Genomic DNA, 19,580 nt, shown 5'->3' on the forward strand with positions numbered 1-19,580 from the left:
GGGGGTCTCCGTGCCCTAGTCGCGTTGCGCCAATCGGTACCACGCGAGCTTGAGGGCGAACGTGGGCAGGTGGTGCTCCCACGGTCCGCCGCGGCGCAGCTCCCAGGGATTGGTCTTCGGGGTATTGAGGCCGAAGCGGGTCGTCACCGCGCAGGTGAACCCAGCCTCACGCACGAGTCGCTTGACCGTCTCGGTATAATCCTCGGCGCCTCCGTTGGGATACGCGAAGGCGCGAGGGGCGGTGCCGCAAGCGGACTCGATCATGGTCCGGGCGCCGAGGATCTCTGTCCACGCGCGCTGGGGGCTCACCCGCGACAGGATCGGGTGGTTGACGGTATGCGCTCCGACGGTGAAGCCGAGGCCGCGAAGCGCGTGCACGTCGTCCCAGGACAGCATCAGATTCTTGAACGAACGCTGGTCGGTGACACCGAGCGCCACGAGGAGGGCTTCCAGCTGCCGGTGCCGCTCCTCGTCGGGCACGCGCTTGAGATGCTCCAGCGCGCGGCCCATGGCGCAGAGGCGGGCCGGCACGTCCGCGAGGTCGAAATATTCGCCCCAAGGAGTGCCCACCGACGTCGCCACGCTCCTCTTGAGCCCATGGGCGAGTCGGTCAAACCACGGCACCTCGGCGGTTCCGACGAAGCCCGTGGCCAGAAAGATTGTGGCGGGCAGCCCGAGCCGCGACAAAATCGGTGCGGCGTGGGTGAGATTGTCGCGGTAGCCGTCGTCGAACGTGATGGCGAGCGCGTTGCGCGGCAGGCCGCCCCGCTCCAACCGCTCCACCAGCTCCTCGACGGGCAGCACGCGATAGTTGCGCGCGACGTGACGCATCTGGCGCTCGAACACCGCCGTGGGCAGCGCCCTGAAAAACGGGTCCGCGTCGTCGTTGACCCGGTGATAGCTGAGAATCGGGAACGCCGGCGTCCGGCGCACATGGCCCACGGCACGGGTGAGCGGCGCGAGCGCGCCCGAGTGGTGCAGGCCCGCCGCGGCCAGGCGCACGAGCGAGAGCCTGCGGGAAGGGGTCATAGCGCGCGCCCCTCGAGATGGTGGCGATGCCAGAGGTGCAGCATCAACACCGTCCAGACCTGATCGCCGTAGTACGGCGTCACATCGGCCTCGTGCAGCGCGAAAAGTCGTTCGATCGCTCCGGGCCGGAAGTAGCCGAGTCCGCGCGCCCACGGCGAGAGCAGGCTCTCGCGGGCCAGGTCACGAAAGCCTCCGTGCGACTTCAGCCAATCGCTTGTGGGGATGCCGAAGCCGTGCTTCCGCTTCCCCAGGATCTCCGCGGGCAGCAAGGAGCGGAAGGCCCGTTTGAACAGGTAACGCTTCTCCAGGCCTCGCACCTTGAAGTCGGCCGGAAGGGTGGCCGTGAACTCGACCAGCGGCCGGTCGAGGAACGGGAACCGGACGTCGATCCCGGCCCGCTCGGCGGTGCGCGTCACCTTGACGAGGTCGTTGTCGCCTAGGGTCACCTTGATGTCCATGTACATGATGCGGTTCAGCTCACTGGATGCCTGGGCCCCGTCGAAGTGCCCCTCGACGATGCGCCACGGACCCTCGGGATTCACCGCAGCGACGAGGTCCGGCGCGAGGAACTCCCGGCCTTCCTGCGCCATGAAGAAGGAGTAAGAGTAGAGCCGGCGGGGGGTGGAGAGACTGGCGCGGCGAACGTACCGGCGAGCCTTCCCAAAGACCCCGGCATCGGGCAGCGCGCGCAGGAGCGGCTCGATCAGACCTCGGCGGGCGAACGCGGGGAACCGCTGATAGCGGGAGAACACGCGATCGCTGGCATACCGCTCGTTGCCTCCGAAAATCTCGTCGCCACCGTCGCCTGCCAGCAGCCGGCGCACGCCATGATCGCTGGCAAGGCGGGCGCAGAGGTAGGTGCCGAGGGCGGAGTTGTTGCCGAACGGCTCATCGTAGGCGTCGACGATCGCGCCCATCGAGGCCAGTGCCTCGTCCGCGGTCACGATGTGCTTCTCGTGGCCGGCGTTGAAGTGCCGGGCCGCGACGTCCGCGTAATGAAGCTCGTCGAACCGTTCCTCCTGGAAGCCGATGGAAAACGCCGGCACCCGCTCGCCGGTGAGCTTCGCCATATAGCCGAGCACGGTGCTGCTGTCGGTGCCCCCGGACAGGAAGGCGCCCGTTTCCTTGGCGGGTCCACCCTCGAGCGCGGCGCCCACCGCCTCTTCGACGTGGCGGGCCGTCGCCGCCATCGCCTCGCGGAGCCCGATTCGCTGCTCGGGGTACGCGAGATCCCAGTACGGCTCGACCGCGACGGCGCCCGCGCGAACCGTCAAGACATGACCGGGCGGCAAGCGGCGCACGCCCTTCCAGATCGACGCCGGCGCGGCGACCACGCGGACGTTCAGGTAGTCATAGACCACCTGCGGATCCGCCTCCGCGGCCACTCCGGGCATCGCGAGGAGCGCGCTCGGACGCGAGGCGAAGGCCAGCCCGTCGGGCGTCGACGCGTAGTAGAGCTGTTTGATGCCGAAGTGATCCACGCCGAGCCAGAGCGTGTCCTGGCGGGGATCCCAGAGTGCAGCCGCAAAGGCTCCGCGGAGGTGACGGAGCAGCCTCTGCCAGCCTTCCAGCTCGTAGAGGCGCCCCAGCACCTCGCATCCCGGCGTCAGGCCGGTGAGCGCCCGCAGCTCGTCTAGGTTGACGAGATCCAGGTCGGCGGCGGCGATGGCGGTCTGATAGCGCTTTGGCGCCTTGCCGCCTGCGCCCGCAACGAAGCCGACGCTCCCCGACGTGAGCATGAGGGGAGCGGCCGTAACGCCGCCCCGCGTGGCGATCGCTTGGAGCAACGCGCCGGTCACGGGCTGGCCGTGATCGCGATGGATGACGCCGCCGAGGAAGCTCATGCGAAGCGGTCCCGGGCCCGGCGAACGGCGGGGCGAACACGGGTATCGAGAATGTGGAGCAACCGGCCGTAGGCGGTGGGTCGGTACATCATGAAGTGCGCGCCCTCGTGAGTCCCGGTAGCCCAGCGCATCTTGTACTCGTTGAGCCCGGGTCCCATGTCGTACTCGTGCACGCCGCCGCGTTCGAAGAGCGCCCGCGCGATGGCGAAGTTGAGCGCGCTTCCCGGCGACGCGTCGCGAAGCGCGGGATCGAAGTCGGCCCGGAGCGCGTTGACCCGGCCGGCATGGCGCAGCTGATACTCCATGGCCACGAGACGGCCGTCGAGCCGCAGTGTCCACAGGGCGAGCCAACCGCGCGCGGACGCTCGGCGCGTGAGGGCCACGAAGAAGCCGTGCATGTTCGGCATGGTCGCGATGGCCACGCCGCGTTCGCCCTTCCAGCTGCGGCGGCTCAACTCCAGCATCTCACCGAAGAGCGGGCCGTCGGCGTCGACCGTCACGTGCTCCTCGATGCGCACTTCGCCCGCGCGCTCCAGCCGGTTCTGGATGTTGCGGCATGTCTTCTTGAACCGCTGGCTCGTGCCCTTCCAGAATGCCTCCCAGTCGCCTGCGATGGCCACGTACGGCGACAGCGAGCGCTCCGCGCGCCGCCACGGGAAGTGACCCGGGAGCGCGGACTCCAGCTCCTTGACGATCGGCGACGCGGCGGGCAGCTTCTGCAGGCTCGTCACGTCCCAGTCCCGCCGGGCCGCGAGGTACTCGATGAGGGCGGCGGCGACCGGCCGGGCCGGCCCGTCGAGCAGCACGTCGATGTAGGGCGTGTCCGGGCACTCGAGGAGGGCCAGTCGCCGCACCGGGATGCCGCGCTGCCGCTCCTTCCACCGCATCAACGGCACCGCCGCCATAAGCTGGCCACCATTCTCCACCAGCAGCACCTCGGGCCGGCGGGCCGGGCCCACCGCGGGCCAGCAGCAGGCGAACCAGTCGTGGCTGAGGAACGGCGACGTCTGGCCGGTGCGCTCCGCGAGATCGGCCCACGCGCCTGCGAGCGATTGGAACTCCGCCTCAGTCTCCACTCGCCGGATCCGCAGACTCACGGCTGGGGCGCCTCAATGCCCGAGGCGCCGCCCGCTGCGGAGCACGCGGGCGACCCGGTGGCTCGATGGCCGGCAGCGTCGACCACGAGCGCCTCGACCCGCTCGAGCAGCGCGGGCCACGCGTGCTTGCGCTCGACGAAGTCGCGCGCACGCTCGGCCAGGCGACCGCGGCCCTCTCGATCTGCGAGAAGCCCGACCACGACGGCGGCGAAGCGTACCGGGTCGTCCTCCACGAGCAAATGCTCGTGCGGCCGGGCCTCGAGCCCCCGCGCAGCGGCGCTGGTCGCCACCACCGGCACCCCCTGCGCCATCGACTGGAGCACCTTGTTCTGGATCCCGCGCGCGATCCGCAGCGGCGCCACGCACACCGCGGACTGGCGATAGAACGGGCGGACATCAGGCACCGCGCCAGTGACGGTCACGCCGGGAAGCTCGGCGAGGCGACGGACGCCCGGGGACGGGTTGAGGCCCACGATGAGAAAGCGAGCGTCGGAGATGGCGCGGCGCACCGTCGGGAAGATGTCACGGCAGAAGTGCTCAACCGCGTCCACGTTCGGCAGATAGTCCATCGCCCCGGTGAAGATGACGGTCGGGCTATCCGCGGGCGCCGCGTAGCCGTCGAGGTCCACCCCGTTGGGAATAACCGCCGTGCGGGCCCAGGGCGCGAAGCTCCGCAAGAGGGCTTCCTCGGCGGCGGTGGCGAGAATGCAGCGGTGCCCCCACCGCACCGCCTCCCCCTCGAAAGCCTGCAGCCGCCGACCTTCCAACCGGTACGCCCACGAGCGCGGGGCGCGCTGGGCCGTCGCGTACTGCGTCCACTTATCCGAGTCCACGTCCACGAAGTCCATGATCACGGGGAGGCCGGCGCCACGCACGTACTCCACCATGGGCGAGGACGACACGTAGATCGCGTCGTAGCCGGCGCCGCCCAGCCGGCGCCGCACGCGGTGCGCCAGACGGCGGGAGTGGAAATACGCGATGCTGAGCGAGCGGCCGAACGCCAGCGCCGCGGCCCCACGCGCCAGCGCCGCGGGCTTCCAGAGCCCGCCCCACTCGAGATCCGCGACCGACTCGCGCAGGGCCTCTAGCCCCGACCGATCGCCCGCGTCGTCGATGACGAACCCGAGCGTCAGCTCGTGGCGCGTGGCGAGATGTCGAGCGACCCGATAGGCCCGCACCTTGTCCCCTGTGTGGGGGGGATAGGGGATGCGGTGCGCGAGCATGAGAATGCGCATGGGTCAGGCGAGGTCCGCCCTCGCGGTGCGGCCGGTCGCGCCGGCCGACGGCAGGAGGGGCGCCACCCTTTCCACCATCTCCACCAGCCGCGCCGTGGTGACGTCCCACGCGAACCGGGCGCGGACGAACGCCGCCGCGTGCCCACCCATCTCGGCGCGCAGCGTGGGATTGCCGAGGAGCTGGGCGATGGGCTCGCCGCACGCGTCCACGGCGGGCGCGACCAGGAGGTCGGCCCCGGGCCGGGCACCCAGATCGTCGGCCGTGTCGGCGGCCGTCACGACGGGCAGGCCCGCGCACATCGCCTCGAGAATTGCGGTGGGCGGGCTGACTTCCGATGGAAACGGCGCCACCGCCAGGGCGGCCCGGTGCAGGAGCGGACGAACGTCGGCGACGTGCTCGTGCACCTCCACGCCGTGGATCCGCCCGAGATCGCGCGCCGACAGCGGCAGGTTGCGGCCGACGACGGCGAAGCGCGTGCTGGGATAGCGCCGGCGCGTGGCCGGCACCGCCGCGCGGCAGAAGGCAGCCGTCGCCTGGACGTCCGCGGCGGACTCGAGCGGGCTCAGGAGCAGCACGATCGGCGTGCCGGGCATCCGGAGGGCCGGAATGAAGTGATCCACGTCCACCCCGCTCGGCACCACCACCGGGGGCGAGCCCGCCGGCGTGTCGACGCTCCGCGCGGCGCTGGCGCTCGACACGACGGAGCGGGCGGCGCGCCGGGCGATCGCGACCTCGGCGAGGCGAAGCCGTGCCGCTTCCGTGCGATAGAAGTTCGCCCCGGGGAAGGATCGCTCACCGGCCTGTCGTAGCCACCAGCGCGAGTCCACCTCGGCGAAATCCATCAGGATGGGGACGGCGGGATCGGCATCGAGCGCGTACTGGATCATGCTCGACGACGTCACGCAGATCGCGTCATAGGCATCGACGCGGAGGCGATCGCGAAGACGAGCCGCGAGGGCGGCCGAGCGAGCGTAGGCCATGCTCGCCGAGCTACCGGTGGCAAGACTCACCGCGCTGGAGAGCGTCTTCCAGCCGCGCGTCACCACCGCGAACTCCAGGTCCCCGAACTCGGCCCGCAGGGCCGAGATCGCACCGGCGGGATTGGGGTCATCGGTCACGAAGGCCAGGGTTAGCCGGTGACTGCGGGCGAGCTGCCGCGCGAGCCGCACCTCTCGCGTGGCATCCTCCCGTCGTCGCGACACCGGCAGCCAGCGGCCGAGCATCAGGATCTTCATATTTTGTCGAGGTCCCTGTCTCCGCTCCCCCAACTTTCGGAGCTTTTGTGCTAAGTACGCGTCAAATGAGCACTTCGAGCAGGTTCTGTGCCACCCCCTCAGGGCAAGAACCGGGTCAGGAACGGGCCGACCCGCTTCGCAACAGCCAGGGGAAGGCGCTTCCAGGCCTCCACGGCGAGATGCATCTTCGGGTTCGAAGGGCTCACGTTCGGCATGGTCGCGCCATCGAGCAGCGCGTACTGGTACGGGAGCGGGCGGGGCTCGAAGCCCCAGTGCCGCTTGAAGTTGTAGGCCCCCGTGCCCTCGCGGCTCCGACCGAAGTCGAAAACCCGGTACCCGGCCCCCGCCACGTGACACATGAGCTCCCAGTACATGAAGTCGTTGACCGCGTACTGGAGCCCCTCGCGCAGCGCCCCGCTGTAGTAGGGGAGGGCCTGGTCCTCGTAGAGCAGCGTCAGGACGCCGGAGACCATCTGATCGTTGCGCCACACGGTCAGGAGCTCACACTCCTTGCCGAACTCCGTAACCAGCGCGTGGAAGAGCCGCCGGGGAAACACCGGCGAGCCCAGGTTGTGGACGCTCGCGGCATAGATCTCGTAGAAGGCGTCGAGATGCTGCATCCCGAGCTCGACGCGCAAGCCGTATTTGGCCCCCTGTCGGGTCATCCGACGCTGCTTGCGCGGAATCGCTTCGAGGTTCTCCTCCTCGGACGCCGAGATCGGCCGCGAGAACGTGACATAGAGGGACTTGGTGGGAAGGTCCATCTCCTGGCCGCTCCGGTGCCGTAGCTCGACGTAGCCCGCGCCCACGCGACGCGCGCGCTCCGTCGCCGCGGCGAGCAGCGCGTCCCGGACCGCCGGCGCCTCCGCACAGATCCCGCCGTACACGGCGTACGGCACGGAGATCAGGGCGCGGCCGCCCAGGAGCCCACGAACCTCGAAGAGCGGGAGCACACCCTCGATCCCGCCGCCGCGGGTGGCCATGAGGTAGTGGGGCTTGAGCCCGAACGCAGTCTGCACCGCGCGCTTCCAGGCGAGCAGGTGAAACGGGCTCCCGGCAGCGCTGGTGCGGACGAACGCGTCCCACTCCGGCGTGTCCCCGACGAGGCCTTGGATCTCCATGTGAGCTCCCGTTGCGTGACTGGTCAGCGAGCCGGACCGTGGAGCAGGACGCGCACGATGCGCTCGGCCGCCTTGCCATCCCACAGCTCGGGAAGCTCCCCGGCCGGCCAGCGCCCGCCCGCCACGTCGCGCCACGCCGCAAAGATCGCGGCGGGGTCCACGCCGACGATCCGGTTGGTGCCGCGGAGGGTGGTGATCGGACGCTCGGTATTCTCGCGAAGGGTGATGCACGGCACGGAGAGGGCGGTCGTCTCTTCCTGAATACCGCCCGAGTCGGTGAGCACGCAGCGCGCGCTCGCCATCAGCTGCACGAAGTCGAGATAGGGCAGGGGCTCGATCAGCCGCAGGCCGGGGTGCGCGGGGAGGCCACCGCGCAGCGATTCGAGCCGCGCCCGTGTCCGCGGGTGCACGGGGAAGACGACGGGGATCTCCGCCTGCACACGGGCGATGGCCTCCATCACGCGACCGAGGGCGTCGGGCGTGTCGACATTGCTGGGCCGGTGGAGCGTGAGCGCGGCATAGCCGCCCGGGACGAGGCCCAGGGTGGTCAGCACGGCGGACGCACGTGCCTGCTCGCGGTAGCGGAACAGGGTGTCGATCATCACATTGCCCACGAAGTGCACGCGGCGGGGGTCCACGCCCTCACGCGCCAGGTTCTCGTTGCCCGCTGGCTCGGTGGTGAACAAAGCGTCCGAGATGGCGTCGGTGATGATCCGGTTGATCTCCTCCGGCATGGTGCGGTCGCCGCTGCGGAGGCCGGCCTCGACGTGCGCGATGGGGAAGCCGAGGCGCACCGCGGTCAGCGCCGCCGCCACGGTGGAGGTGACGTCCCCCACCACCACCACCCAGTCGGGCTTCCGCTCCAGCAGCACCGGCTCGAGCCTGCGCATGATCTCGGCGGTCTGGCCCACCGCGGTGTCCGCGCGCGCCTCCAGGTTCACGTCGGGCGCGGGAATCTCCAGGTTGGCAAAGAACGACGCCGACATCTGGAGATCGTAGTGCTGGCCGGTGTGCACCAGGGTGACCTCGGCCTCCGGATACAGGCGCAGCTCGGCGAGCAGCGGCGCGATCTTGACAAAGTTCGGCCGCGCTCCCACGACGGCGACGATCTTCACCGGATGTCTCCGATCGCGAGGAGCCCGGTCTCCGCGAGCACCTCGGAGGCCGGCGCGAACGAGACCTCGCCGAGCAGCCGGCGAAGCCGCGACTCCGTCTTCCCCACGTTCACCAAATGCCGGAAGCGGGTGAGCGGACCGACGGGGAGGCGGGGCTGGTCGGGGTCGAACTCCCACGGATGGAGATACACCATGGCCGGCTGACGCTCCTCGTTGATGCGGGCGATCGCCCGCCGGGTCACGCGATAGGGAAAGAGGCGGAAGTAGCCCCCACCCGCGACCGGCAGGCGCCGGCCCAGCACCGTCATCGTCGACATCGGGAACTCGGTGATCTCGCCTCCGCTGGGGGCCTTCCGCCGGTGCGGGAAGCGCGGAGCGTCGGGGATGCCGTACCGGTCGTGCACCACGGGAAAGATGCTCGAGTCGTAGCGGAAGCCCGCCTCGATCAGGACGTCGAGGCTCCAGAGCGTCGCGCGCATGATCGAGAACGTGGGCGCCCGGTAGCCGAGCACGGGACGGCCCACCGCGTCCTCGAGCGCCCGCTTCGCCCGGGTCACATCACGCTCGAAGTCGGGGCGCGAGAGGTGCTGGATCATCCGGTGTCCGTACCCGTGACAGGCGATCTCGTGGCCGAGCGAGGCGATTTCCCGTACGAGGCCGGGATGGCGCTCCGCCACCCAGCCCAGCACGAAGAAGGTGGCGCGGACCCGCTCGCGGTCGAGGATGTCGAGGAGGCGCTCGGTAGAGCGCGTCACCCGGCTTTCCAGCGTGGGCCATTCCTCGGGCCGCAGCACCCGGGCGAAGGCTTCCGCGTGGAAATACTCCTCGACGTCAAAAGTCAGCGCGTTCTTCATGCGTTCCGACTTCGGCGAGCAGTCCCTCCTCGTGCTGCTCCGCCTCGGCGAAGAACTGCACGGTGTGCGCCAGCCCACTGACCACCGAGACACGGGGCGACCAGCCGAGCAGATCGGCGGCCACGGAGATGTCGGCGCGAATGGGCGATGCGGGCTCCGGCCTCGGACGGCCCTGGCGAGGCACCGCGTCGGTCCGGAGGAGTCGGTTCACGATGCCGAGGACTTCCAGGGCGGTCACGAGCTGTCCCGAGCCCACGTTGACGGCGCGACCTGCCGCGCGGGCCTGCTGGCCCGCCGCCACGGTCGCCGAGACGGCGTCGTCGACGAAGAGAAAGTCCTGCGCGACGCGGCCGTCGCCGGCGAGCGTCGGGCGGCGGCCCCGCCGGAGCGTCTCGATGAGGGCGGGCACGAACGCGCCGTGGAGCACCGCGTTCTGCCGCGGCCCGTACACGTTGAAGTAGCGGATCAGGACGGTTTCGATGTGGCGCGAGGCATGATAGGCGCGGCAGTAGATCTCGGCGGCGAGCTTCGAGGCGCCGAAGACGGACACGGGAAGAGCGGGCCGATCCTCCGCGATCGGGGTGCTCTCGGTGCTGCCGTAGATCGAGGCGCACGACCCGAAGACGACGCGGCGCACCCCCTCGGTGGCCGCGGCCTGGAGCACGTTGAGGGTGCCCTGCACGTTCACGGTGTGGACCTCGCCGTGACCGCCCGCCACCGCGCCCGGCGGCAGCCCCGCGAGGTGATAGACGCAGTCCACGTGCCGCATCGCCTTGCGGGCGAGCTTGTCGTCGCGGACATCGCCGATGATCAGCTCGATCCGGCGGCCGGGACGTCCGGGAGCCGCCCCCCGCTCGGGACCCGCCTGGAGATTGCGAAGGGAGCCCGTAGAGAGATTATCGAGCACCCGGACATCGACACCCTGCTCCAGCAGGGAGTCGACGAGGTGAGAGCCAATGAACCCAGCACCGCCAGTCACGAGAGCGATTGCCATGGCGACCTCTCAGAGCGTGACGATTGACTTCTTCGAGCCGCGGTAACGCTTCAGCGCGTTGCGGGTGTCGACGACGAGGGAGGCCCGGTCGGCGATCGCCGCATAGTCGAAGCTCGAGTGGTTGGTGAGGATCAGCACGCAATCGGCGGCGGCGAGCGCCTCCGGGGTCGGCGTGACCGCGGCGAGCTTGTGTCCGTCGAGGGCGAGCTGGGGCGTGAACGGATCGGCGTAGGACACCCGCGCCCCCTTCTTCATGAGCATCTCGACGATCTCGAGGGCGGGCGACTCGCGGATATCGTTGACGTCCGCCTTGTACGTGATGCCCATGACGAGTACCGACGAGCCCCGGAGCGCCTTGGCGCGCTCGTTCAGGGCATCGCTGACGAGCGTCACCACGTGCTCGGGCATGTTGCGGTTGATCTGGTCGGCCAGGCCGATGAACTGCGCCTCGTACCCGGTCAGCCGGATCTTCCAGGACAGGTACAGGGGGTCGACCGGGATGCAGTGGCCGCCGATGCCGGGCCCCGGGTAGAAGGGCATGAAGCCGAACGGCTTGGTGGCGGCGGCGTCGATGACCTCCCAGGGATCCACGCCGATCTTGCGGCAGGCGAGGGCCAGCTCGTTGGCGAGCGCGATGTTGACGCTCCGGAACGTGTTCTCCAGGAGCTTGGCGGTCTCCGCCACTCGCGGACTGGTCGCCCGGAACACGCTCGACGTCACGTGGCTGTAGAGGGCGGCGGCCAGCTCCGTGCACTCGGCGGTCACGCCGCCCACCACCTTGGGAATGTTGGCGGTGGTGAAGCGCTTGTTGCCGGGATCGACGCGCTCGGGCGAGAAGGCGAGGAAGTAGTCGTCGCCGATCACCCGGCCGAGGGATTCGATGCGCGGCTGCACGACCTCCTCGGTCGTCCCGGGGAACGTCGTGCTCTCGAGCACCATGAGCTGACCTTGGCGGAGCCGGGGCAGCAGGTTCTCCACCGCAGAGAGGATGAACGAGATGTCCGGCTCCTTCCCCTTTCGGAGGGGCGTGGGCACGCAGATCACGATGGCGTCCGCGGACTCCGCGCCCTCGAAGCTCGTGGTGGCGGACACGGTGCCCGCGGCGACGAGGGGGGCGAGGGTGTCGGCGGACACGTCGACGAGGTAAGTCTCACCCCGGTTGAGGAGGTTGACTCGCTCGAGGTCGAGGTCGATGCCGCGCACGGTGAGGCCGGCCTTGGCCAGCTCGACCGCGAGCGAGAGCCCGACGTAGCCCATCCCGACGATCGACACGCGGGCCGTCCGCGTGTCGAGCTTCTCCTTGAGCTGCTTGCTCCAGTGGTTCACGAGCGATCTCCTCTCAGGCCTTGGTGTCGGCCTTGGCGTAGGCGCGGTAGTAGCTGTAGTACTGATTGACCTTCCGGACCGAGACCTGGTTCAGCACTACGCCCAGGATCGGCGTGCCGGACTTCTCGATGATGCTCTTGGCGCGCAGGAAGTCGCGCGGCCGCGTCAGGCCCGCCTGGCAGACGAGGATGACTCCGTCGGTGGCCGCGGCCATGTAGAGGTTGTCGGGGATCAGGAGGATCGGGGAGGAGTCGAGCAGCACGAACTACGCCTCCACCGACATGGAGTCGAGCACCTCGGGCAGCCGCGCCGACCCCAGGCCGGTGCGGGTGAGCGCGGTCGACGAGGCGCCGCGTGGGGTGAGCCAGACGCCCTCGGCCACGGGGCTCATCGCCTCGCGGAGATCGCCGGTGCCGGCGAGGAGGTCGGAGAAGCCCTTGGCGTTGGGAGTCTTGAGGGTGCGGTGCAGGGTGGGACGGTGGAAGTCCGCGTCCGCGATGATCACGTGCTTGCCCACCTCGCCGAACACCAGGCCGAGGTTCACCACTACGGTGGACTTGCCTTCGCCGGGCAGCGCGCTCGCAATCATGATGCGCCGCATCGGGGTCTCGCGGCCGAGCAGCTGAATCTCCACGCGGAGGCGCCGGAAGGCCTCCACGAAGAGGAAGTACTCCTCCTGGCTCACGTCGTCCGGCTGGCCGCCGCTCACCATGAACATCGAGCGGCGCGAGCGTACCCGTGGGATGCTGGCGAGCACGGGCAGGCCGGTGAGGTTGCGCACGTCCTCGTCGGTCTCGATGGGGCGGTTGAAGTACTCGACGGCGGCGGGTACGCCCAGCCCGATGAGAAGGGCGAGGCCGAGGGCCACGCCGAGGAAGCGGATGCGCTTCTGGTTCACCGCCGGCACGGGCACGCTCGGCGGATCAATGACCTTGACGACCTTCATCTCGCCCTGCTCGCGGATGCGCGCAGCGGACAGCTTCTCGGAGAGCATGGCATGCAGGCGGCGGTTGGACTCCACGTCGGTCGCGAGCCGGGTGTACTCGAGCTCGTCCCGCGAGAGGCCGGTGAGGCTCTTCTTGAGGCTATTGATCTGCTCGCGCAGGGCCTCTTCCTGGGCATTCAGCGACAGGCTGGACGTCTCCAGCGCGGCCATGGTCTCGGCGAACGCCGAGCGGTCCGGCGCCGGCACGGTGCTGCCGGCGGTGGGCACCGGCGTGCCCTCCTTGACGGCGTCCCCGAGTTCTTTCTGCACGTCGGCGATCTGGCGCTTCGCGGTCATCACCCGCGGGTGCTCGTCCGTGTACTGAGTCTGGTACTCGAGGAGCTGGGTCTCGAGCGTTTGGAGCTTGGCGCGGAGCCGCGCCACGCGCTGGGCGGAGGGGTTGGTGGCGGGATTCGTCCCCGCCGGCTTGGCCATAGCCACCGAGGCCGGCGGCAGGGCGTCGACCTTGGACTTGAGCGCGGCGAGGCGGCTCTGAGCCATGTTCTTGTTGGAGACAACCTCGGCGTAGGTGTTCTCAAGCTGGCCCAGGCGCTGCACCGCCTCGGCGTGCCGTGCGGGAATCCGGACGCCGCCCCGCGCGTTGGTGAACTGGCGCATGTTCTCTTCGGCGTTGTTGAGGGACTTGCTGATCTGGGATTGCTGCTGCTCGAGGAACTCACGCGTGGTCTTGGAGTCCTCGACGTTGAAGGACCGGGTGCGCGACACCAGGACCTCGATGTACGTGTTAGCGATGTCCATGGCGACCCGCGGCTGCGATGCTTCCGCGGTGATCTCGACAATGCCGGTTTCGCCGACCGGACGGAACTTCACCCGTGAGTTTCGGAGCTCGTTCAGTGCGCGCCGCTGCGGGCTCTCGACCACGATCTCCTCGCCGCGAAGCCGCCTGATCCAGTTCTGAAACTCGAGGTTGTAGTCGACGCTGTACGGGTTCTGCACCAGGTCGTCGACGGAGTTGCGGGGAAGCGATTCGACCACGGCCTCGGAGAGGCTGCGGCTCCTCAGGATGGCCAGCTGCACGTCGAGGGGTCGGAAGGGTGAGAACTCCTGGAAGAGCGGTGCCCGGTCCGGCCGCGTCTCCATCAGGATCGTAGAGACGGTGCGATGCCGGGGCGGCTCCTTGGAGGCCATATAGGCAATGGGCATGAACAGCACCACGCCCAGCAGTGACACTAGCAGTACCCATTTCTTTCGGCGCGTGAAGACCGAGAGGGCGATCTGCTTGAGGACTTGCACGTTATTCATCAGCGTCGATCTCCTCGTGCGGTTGTCCCGCGAGCCGTCATGGGCTCAGCGCCCCCGCGCAAACAGAACCACCTGGATGGTGTTGATGAGGATCAGGAGGTCCAGGAACAGGGACAGGTTCTTGATGTAGTAGAGGTCGTACTGCAGCTTCTCCAGCGCATCCTCCACGGAAGCGCCGTATCGGTATCTCACCTGGGCCCAGCCGGTGATGCCGGGCTTCACGGAGAGCCGCTCCATGTAGAACGGGATCTGCTTCTGGAGCTCGTACACGAACTCGGGTCGCTCGGGCCGCGGGCCAATGAAGCTCATGTCGCCGACGAGGACGTTGAACAGCTGCGGCAGCTCGTCCAGGCGCGTCTTTCTCAGGAACGCGCCCACCCGGGTGACACGAGGATCCTGCTGCAGGGCCCACACCGGGCCTGTGTCCTTCTCGGCGTCCTCGCGCATCGACCGGAACTTGTTGAGGATGAACACGCGCCCGTTCTGCCCCAACCGCGGCTGGCGGAACAGCGCCGAACCCCGGGATTCCATCTTGATCGCGGTCGCCACGAGGGCCATCACGGGCAGGGCGAGCATCAGACCGGTGAGCGACAGCGCCACGTCGACCAGGCGCTTGACGATCTCAGTCCGCGGCGTCTTGACGAAGCCGTCCGAGAAGATCAGCCAGCTCGGCCGGAGGTCGGTGACCAGGATCTTGCCCGTCTCCTTCTCGTAGAACGTCGGCCAGTCCTCGACCTGGATGCCCCGCATGCGGCAGTCGATCAGCGCTTTCGCGGGAAAGTTGCCGCGCCGGTTCATCTGGGCCACCACGACGAGGTCCGGACGCGTCTCCTCGACCAGGGCCGGCAGGTCCTGGATCTTGCCGAGCAGGGCATAGGGCTCGGGCACCGTCTCCGGAGCGTTCGGGTTGTCGTCGAGGAAGCCCACAATGGAAAATGGCCGGGCCCCGGTCTCCACCAGCCCCGCGATCACCTTGCCGATGGCCCCGGTGCCGAGCACGAGCACCCGGATCCGGATGCGGCGATGGGTGAAGGGGCCGATCCAGGCCGCGCGCCAGGCGATCAATCCGATCGTGGCAGCCGCCCCGATCTGGAGAAACGCCGCCCGGCCCAGGCGGAGGCTCGGTAAGGCGAAAGCCACGGCCGCCACCAGGAGGCCGGCGACCGTCTGGCAGGTGAGCAGCCGGGCCAGTAGCTCCCGGTGCCCCATCGCGAGGCGGACGTCGTAGAGACCTCCGAGGTTCAGGACGAACCCGACCAGCAGCACCACCAGTAGCAGCTTCGGGATCAGGGCACCTTCGGCGATCCAGGTCCCGGTCAGCGTGGGGACATGAAAGGCGGCGACCAGAACGACGAGATCCCCGAAGAAGAGGATCAGCGGCAGGTGCGGGATGTAGTGCCGAAAAACTCTGAGCATGGCCGGCGCGAAAAGGGAGCAATCGAGGTGCCAAGCCCTTTTGAACCAGTCAAAGGTAACTTCTTGAATTTACGCTAGTTGAGTGCTGTCCGAGAGAGCATTTTCCTTCCCGTATAGGGAATTATTCTACCCATCCTGCTGATTCTGCGTGGCAAAACAACTCGGGGGGAAATATTAGCTTGGAATCAATCGGTTACGCCGTTCAGGGCTCCACGCATGATTTGCGTGGTTCGACGACTATGCAGCAGGAGGAGGGCGGCTAGAACGTCGCGGTAATCGTCAGGGTGACGCGGTTCTCGGTCGAGTTCTGGAGGAAGATATTCCGGTTGATGTCTATCGGATTGGAGCCGATCCTAGTGTCGGTGTCCTCCTTACGATCGATGTAGAGGTAGGCGAGCGTCGCTGAGAGCCAGTTCGTGATGCGCCAGCCCAGGTTCGCGCCCGCGCTCAAGATGCTCGACGCGGGAATGTTTGAGCTGCTCTCGAGCGGCTCGCTCCGGGAGTACTCGGCGTGGATGGTGCCGTTGATGAACGGCGTGATCGGGTAGCTGAAGCTCCCGTGTGCGGCGCGAGTCGTGACGAGCCCGAAGTCCTGTCCCTCCTCCGCCGTCTGCCGCACGTCCTGAAAGGCGCCCACCGTGACGACCCCACGGGCGAACTGATAGCTCGCGTTGAGGCTGGCCGTGAAGAGGTGGGTCGGCCTGGACGCGGAGCTCGAATCGAAGAGGCCGTACCCGACCGAGCCCGAGACCGAGAACCCGCCGGGAATACCGTGGGACCCGATGACGGAGATATTGAAGAGCGTCGAATCGGCGGTGGAGTGGATCCATGAGAACGATGATGAGAGACCCACGTTCGTGAAGGTTCCGATCTGCCGGCTGAAGATTCCGTAGACCCGGTTCGAGAACGTGTCCGAGTTCTCGGAGGTGTCATGCCACGAGAACTCGTATCCGCCCGTGAGGGTATTGAGCGCGCCCACCGGCATCGACACGTTTCCGCCGATGATGTGGCTGATGGTGTCGCCGCTGTCCGAGAAAAACAGAAGGTTTCGGTAGTAGATCTGCGTCCGGAAGATGTCGACCAGCCAGTTGAGGCTCACGCTCAGCGTGTTCGTGACGAAGGTCTCACGATTCCGCCGAAGGCCATTCGGGTCCGCGAACAGGGGATCGTCGCCGCGGCGAAAGTCCTCCGAAACCACAAGATTCAGGCGCGGGGTGAAGGTATGGGTCACCGTCGCGTGAAATTCGGGAAAGAAGTTGAAGTTTTCGGTGTCCGGCGCGGTGTCGTAGGCTCCGGCGAGGCTGGTGGAGATGCTGCCCTGGGTGTTCGGCAGGTTGATCAAGAGCGCCAGCCCCAGCGCCAGGGTCGTCCGGAAGTTGTCAGTTTTCCCGACATTCTCCAGGAAGAAATTGTCCGTCCACTGCTCGGCCAGCGTCAGGCTGGGGGTGAAGGTGAAGCGGGGCGCCCCCGTGGGGATGATCGAGGTGTCGAACGCGCCCGGGATGCGTGTCTGCGAAGGCCCCGGCAGCGGAGGCCCGACATACGGCCTACCGTCGGGCCCCAGCACCGGGGTTATCGTCTGTTGCAGGCTCGGCGGCGCCGTCGACCGCGGCTCGGCCGGCAGGGGCGGCGAGGTCTGCTGCGGCGAGATCTGGGCCGGCGAGGTCTGGGCCGGCGGGGCCTGAGCGGGCGGAGCCTGAGCCGGCGTCGTTTGTTGGGCCGCGGCGATCAGGGGCGAGACGAAAGCGAGGACGGCGAAGAGAAGCGAGAACAAGAGCAGGGGGAGTCGCGCCGGGCGCGACTCCCCCTGCGTCGTCGATTCGATCCTAGAAGAGCCTCTGGGGCACAAAGATTATGTCTTCGGGTCTCAGTTTCACGTCCGGATTGTCTTCTGGCGACCGGAGGATCTTATCAAGGTCAATCCGCATTCGCACCTTTTTATCACCCTCCGACCGCAGTAGCTCGACCCGCCCGGGGGCGGCCAGGGGGGTCGTCCCCCCCACCTGGGTGATGGCCTTGGCCAGGGTCAGGTCGGTCGTGTACTTGACCGACCCCGGGGCCTTCACCTCGCCCTGCACATAGACGAGCTCGGCGAGCGGGACCACGATCTTGTCGAAGGGCTCCAGCTTGAGGTCCTGGGAGACGTCCCCCTTCTGGAGCTTGTCGAAGTTGAGCGGGATCTTCTTGCCCGCACGGAGAATGAAGCCCTTCTCGGCGTCGGCCTGGGGGGCCACCCCGCCGATCATGGCGGTGGCTTCGAGGAGAGTCATGTCATTCCGCGTGAGCTGCATCGGGCCCGGCCGGCCGAAGCCGCCGATAAAGTAGACTGGGCGACTCTTGATCTCCTTGATGATGACGGTGACCGAAGGGACCTTCACCGTCCGGCTATAGGCCTTGACGAGGTCGTCCTGGAACTGCTGCACCGTCCGGCCGCCCGCCTGGATCTCCCCGATCAGGGGCAGCGAGGTCTTGCCGTCGGGGCGGACGAAGACGACCTGGTTCAGGTCCTTGTTGTCCCAGACTTGCACCTCGACCACGTCCTCGGGACCGATAACGTAGGAGGCATCCGTCGTCTGCTGCGCCCTCACGAGGGCGGCGGGGACGACGAGCACTGCCAGGGCGGCGGCCATCAGGCCGAGCGTGAGCCAGCGGCGACGGCTGTTCATCGTGTCAAACTCCCAGGAGGTGCTCGGGCTCGCTGGCCCGATTGGGTTGAGCGGCCGCCTCGATGCCCGCCTCCGCGTAGGCCTTCAGCTTGTACTGGAGGCAGCGCAGGCTGATGCCGAGCACGCGCGCCGCGCGGGTCCGGTTTCCGCCCGTCTCCTGCAGCGTACGCAGGATGTACTGCTGCTCCACGTCGCGAAGGGTGAGGCCGGCGCGGATGCGGATCGACGAATCCGTCGCGCGGGGCGCGGCGGTGTCGCCCAGCCACAGGGCGCCCACGTCCACCTGGTCCCCCTCGCAGAGCACCACCGCCTGCTCGAGGCAGTTCTCGAGCTGACGGATGTTGCCGGGCCACTGATAGCTCGTGAGGAGCTCCATGGCCGCCGGCGTGACCGAGCGGATGCCTTTGCGGTGGGCCGCGCTGAACTTCGCGAGGAAGTGGTCCACGAGGAGCGCGACGTCACCCTTGCGCTCGCGCAGCGGCGGGGTCTGGATCATGACGACGGCGATCCGATAGTAGAGGTCCTCACGGAACGTCCCGCCCGCGACCGCTCGGCGGAGGTCCTTGTTGCTCGCGGTGATCAGGCGGATGTCGGTGCGGATCGGCTTACTCCCGCCCACCTTCACGAACTCGCGCATCTGGATGACCCGGAGCAGCTTGGCCTGGAGGGGGAGCGAGAGCTCGCTGATCTCGTCGATGAAGAGCGTGCCGGTATGCGCCAGGGAGAAGACGCCGTCGCGGTTCTCGACCGCGCCCGTGAAGGAGCCGCGGACATGGCCGAAGAGGTGGCTCTCCATGAGCCCCTCCGGAACGGCGGTGCAGTCCAGCGTGATGAGGGGACGGTCGCGGCGCTCGCTGTTGTAGTGGATGGCCCGCGCGATCAGCTCCTTGCCGGTGCCGCTCTCGCCCACGATGCAGACGTTGGCGCTGCCCGCGGCCACCTTCTCGATCTTCGCGAACACCTCCCGGATCTGGGGCGACTGACCAATGATGTCCGACACGACCGAGTTACCCCGCTGACCGGCGGGCGAAGCCGTCTTCACACCCGGCTCCGCGCGCCCGAACGCCCGCTCCAGCACCTGGGTGAGCGCCTCGGCGCCCCGGGGCCGCTCCAGGCACTGCACACCGGGCAGGGACGCCAGCGGCTCGAGCCCCTGCACGGTCCCGTCGAAGAACACGAGGGTCGTGCCGGGCGCGCCCTTGAGGTGGCGGGCCACCTCGTGGGGAGTGACCGCGGGTGAGAGATTGATCACCCGGAGATCGGCCGGCCCCTGGCTCGTCTCGACCAGCTCGAGCTCCTGCGCGGAGCAGACGAAGACCCCTTCGGCGCCGCGCGCGGCCAGGAAGTGGTGGATGCTCGGCGAGATGTCGAGCGTTTCGTCCAGTACCAGTGTTTTCAT

The 19,580-nt window shown here is 68.3% G+C and carries 16 protein-coding genes; all 16 read right to left on the reverse strand.

All coding sequences use genetic code 11. The annotated features are described in order from the left end of the window. Nucleotides 1-15: 15 nt before the first annotated feature. Complete coding sequence (locus tag VFX14_20425) at nt 16-1,029, reverse strand: polysaccharide deacetylase family protein (GenBank protein ID HEU5192062.1); 1,014 nt, start codon at nt 1,027-1,029, stop codon at nt 16-18. Continuing rightward, complete coding sequence (locus VFX14_20430) at nt 1,026-2,873, reverse strand: asparagine synthase-related protein (GenBank protein HEU5192063.1); 1,848 nt, start codon at nt 2,871-2,873, stop codon at nt 1,026-1,028. Before VFX14_20430 ends, VFX14_20425 begins: the two co-directional genes overlap by 4 nt. Continuing rightward, a complete protein-coding gene (locus VFX14_20435) occupies nt 2,870-3,970 on the reverse strand; it encodes a GNAT family N-acetyltransferase (protein HEU5192064.1) in 1,101 nt (366 codons plus the stop codon). Before VFX14_20435 ends, VFX14_20430 begins: the two co-directional genes overlap by 4 nt. After that, nucleotides 3,967-5,205 carry a TIGR03087 family PEP-CTERM/XrtA system glycosyltransferase gene (locus tag VFX14_20440; protein HEU5192065.1) on the reverse strand — a complete coding sequence of 413 codons (1,239 nt, stop codon included), beginning with the start codon at nt 5,203-5,205 and terminating at the stop codon, nt 3,967-3,969. Before VFX14_20440 ends, VFX14_20435 begins: the two co-directional genes overlap by 4 nt. A gap of 3 nt (nt 5,206-5,208) precedes the next feature. Next, nucleotides 5,209-6,441 (reverse strand): glycosyltransferase, encoded by a 1,233-nt coding sequence (locus tag VFX14_20445; GenBank protein ID HEU5192066.1) that lies wholly within the window; start codon nt 6,439-6,441, stop codon nt 5,209-5,211. A 98-nt stretch (nt 6,442-6,539) separates the two neighbouring features. Next, the gene (locus VFX14_20450) at nt 6,540-7,562 is read right to left on the reverse strand and encodes a FemAB family XrtA/PEP-CTERM system-associated protein (protein ID HEU5192067.1); all 1,023 of its coding nucleotides are present in this window, start codon (nt 7,560-7,562) and stop codon (nt 6,540-6,542) included. A 23-nt stretch (nt 7,563-7,585) separates the two neighbouring features. Next, nucleotides 7,586-8,677 carry a UDP-N-acetylglucosamine 2-epimerase (non-hydrolyzing) gene (gene wecB, locus VFX14_20455; protein ID HEU5192068.1) on the reverse strand — a complete coding sequence of 364 codons (1,092 nt, stop codon included), beginning with the start codon at nt 8,675-8,677 and terminating at the stop codon, nt 7,586-7,588. Beyond that, a complete protein-coding gene (locus VFX14_20460) occupies nt 8,674-9,531 on the reverse strand; it encodes an XrtA system polysaccharide deacetylase (GenBank protein ID HEU5192069.1) in 858 nt (285 codons plus the stop codon). The genes wecB and VFX14_20460 overlap by 4 nt, the downstream gene beginning before the upstream one ends. Next, nucleotides 9,509-10,525, reverse strand: coding sequence for an NAD-dependent epimerase/dehydratase family protein (locus tag VFX14_20465; protein HEU5192070.1), 1,017 nt, complete (start codon nt 10,523-10,525; stop codon nt 9,509-9,511). Before VFX14_20465 ends, VFX14_20460 begins: the two co-directional genes overlap by 23 nt. Before the next feature lie 9 nt (nt 10,526-10,534). Beyond that, entirely contained in the window at nt 10,535-11,851 is a 1,317-nt protein-coding gene (locus VFX14_20470) for a nucleotide sugar dehydrogenase (GenBank protein HEU5192071.1), read from the reverse strand. Between the two features lie 13 nt (nt 11,852-11,864). After that, the gene (locus VFX14_20475) at nt 11,865-12,113 is read right to left on the reverse strand and encodes a hypothetical protein (GenBank protein HEU5192072.1); all 249 of its coding nucleotides are present in this window, start codon (nt 12,111-12,113) and stop codon (nt 11,865-11,867) included. A gap of 3 nt (nt 12,114-12,116) precedes the next feature. Next, a complete protein-coding gene (locus VFX14_20480; protein ID HEU5192073.1) occupies nt 12,117-14,099 on the reverse strand; it encodes a hypothetical protein in 1,983 nt (660 codons plus the stop codon). Between the two features lie 45 nt (nt 14,100-14,144). Next, nucleotides 14,145-15,515, reverse strand: coding sequence for a TIGR03013 family XrtA/PEP-CTERM system glycosyltransferase (locus VFX14_20485; GenBank protein HEU5192074.1), 1,371 nt, complete (start codon nt 15,513-15,515; stop codon nt 14,145-14,147). A gap of 259 nt (nt 15,516-15,774) precedes the next feature. After that, entirely contained in the window at nt 15,775-17,082 is a 1,308-nt protein-coding gene (locus tag VFX14_20490; protein HEU5192075.1) for a hypothetical protein, read from the reverse strand. A 259-nt stretch (nt 17,083-17,341) separates the two neighbouring features. Further along, nucleotides 17,342-18,181 (reverse strand): polysaccharide biosynthesis/export family protein, encoded by an 840-nt coding sequence (locus tag VFX14_20495; protein HEU5192076.1) that lies wholly within the window; start codon nt 18,179-18,181, stop codon nt 17,342-17,344. Nucleotides 18,182-18,185: 4 nt separating this feature from the next. Continuing rightward, nucleotides 18,186-19,580, reverse strand: coding sequence for a sigma-54 dependent transcriptional regulator (locus VFX14_20500; protein HEU5192077.1), 1,395 nt, complete (start codon nt 19,578-19,580; stop codon nt 18,186-18,188).

The sequence above is a fragment of the Candidatus Methylomirabilota bacterium genome, from assembly GCA_035764725.1.
In the GTDB taxonomy this organism is placed as follows: domain Bacteria; phylum Methylomirabilota; class Methylomirabilia; order Rokubacteriales; family CSP1-6; genus DASRWT01.

What these genes read in the sequence shown, in the direction of transcription:
- VFX14_20425 (HEU5192062.1), bottom strand. Translation starts at nt 1,029, where the DNA reads ATGACCCCTTCCCGCAGGCTCTCGCTCGTGCGCCTGGCCGCGGCGGGC.
- VFX14_20460 (HEU5192069.1), bottom strand. Translation starts at nt 9,531, where the DNA reads ATGAAGAACGCGCTGACTTTTGACGTCGAGGAGTATTTCCACGCGGAA.
- VFX14_20485 (HEU5192074.1), bottom strand. Translation starts at nt 15,515, where the DNA reads ATGCTCAGAGTTTTTCGGCACTACATCCCGCACCTGCCGCTGATCCTC.
- VFX14_20430 (HEU5192063.1), bottom strand. Translation starts at nt 2,873, where the DNA reads ATGAGCTTCCTCGGCGGCGTCATCCATCGCGATCACGGCCAGCCCGTG.
- VFX14_20445 (HEU5192066.1), bottom strand. Translation starts at nt 6,441, where the DNA reads ATGAAGATCCTGATGCTCGGCCGCTGGCTGCCGGTGTCGCGACGACGG.
- VFX14_20465 (HEU5192070.1), bottom strand. Translation starts at nt 10,525, where the DNA reads ATGGCAATCGCTCTCGTGACTGGCGGTGCTGGGTTCATTGGCTCTCAC.
- VFX14_20450 (HEU5192067.1), bottom strand. Translation starts at nt 7,562, where the DNA reads ATGGAGATCCAAGGCCTCGTCGGGGACACGCCGGAGTGGGACGCGTTC.
- VFX14_20500 (HEU5192077.1), bottom strand. Translation starts at nt 19,580, where the DNA reads ATGAAAACACTGGTACTGGACGAAACGCTCGACATCTCGCCGAGCATC.
- VFX14_20440 (HEU5192065.1), bottom strand. Translation starts at nt 5,205, where the DNA reads ATGCGCATTCTCATGCTCGCGCACCGCATCCCCTATCCCCCCCACACA.
- VFX14_20480 (HEU5192073.1), bottom strand. Translation starts at nt 14,099, where the DNA reads ATGAATAACGTGCAAGTCCTCAAGCAGATCGCCCTCTCGGTCTTCACG.
- VFX14_20495 (HEU5192076.1), bottom strand. Translation starts at nt 18,181, where the DNA reads ATGAACAGCCGTCGCCGCTGGCTCACGCTCGGCCTGATGGCCGCCGCC.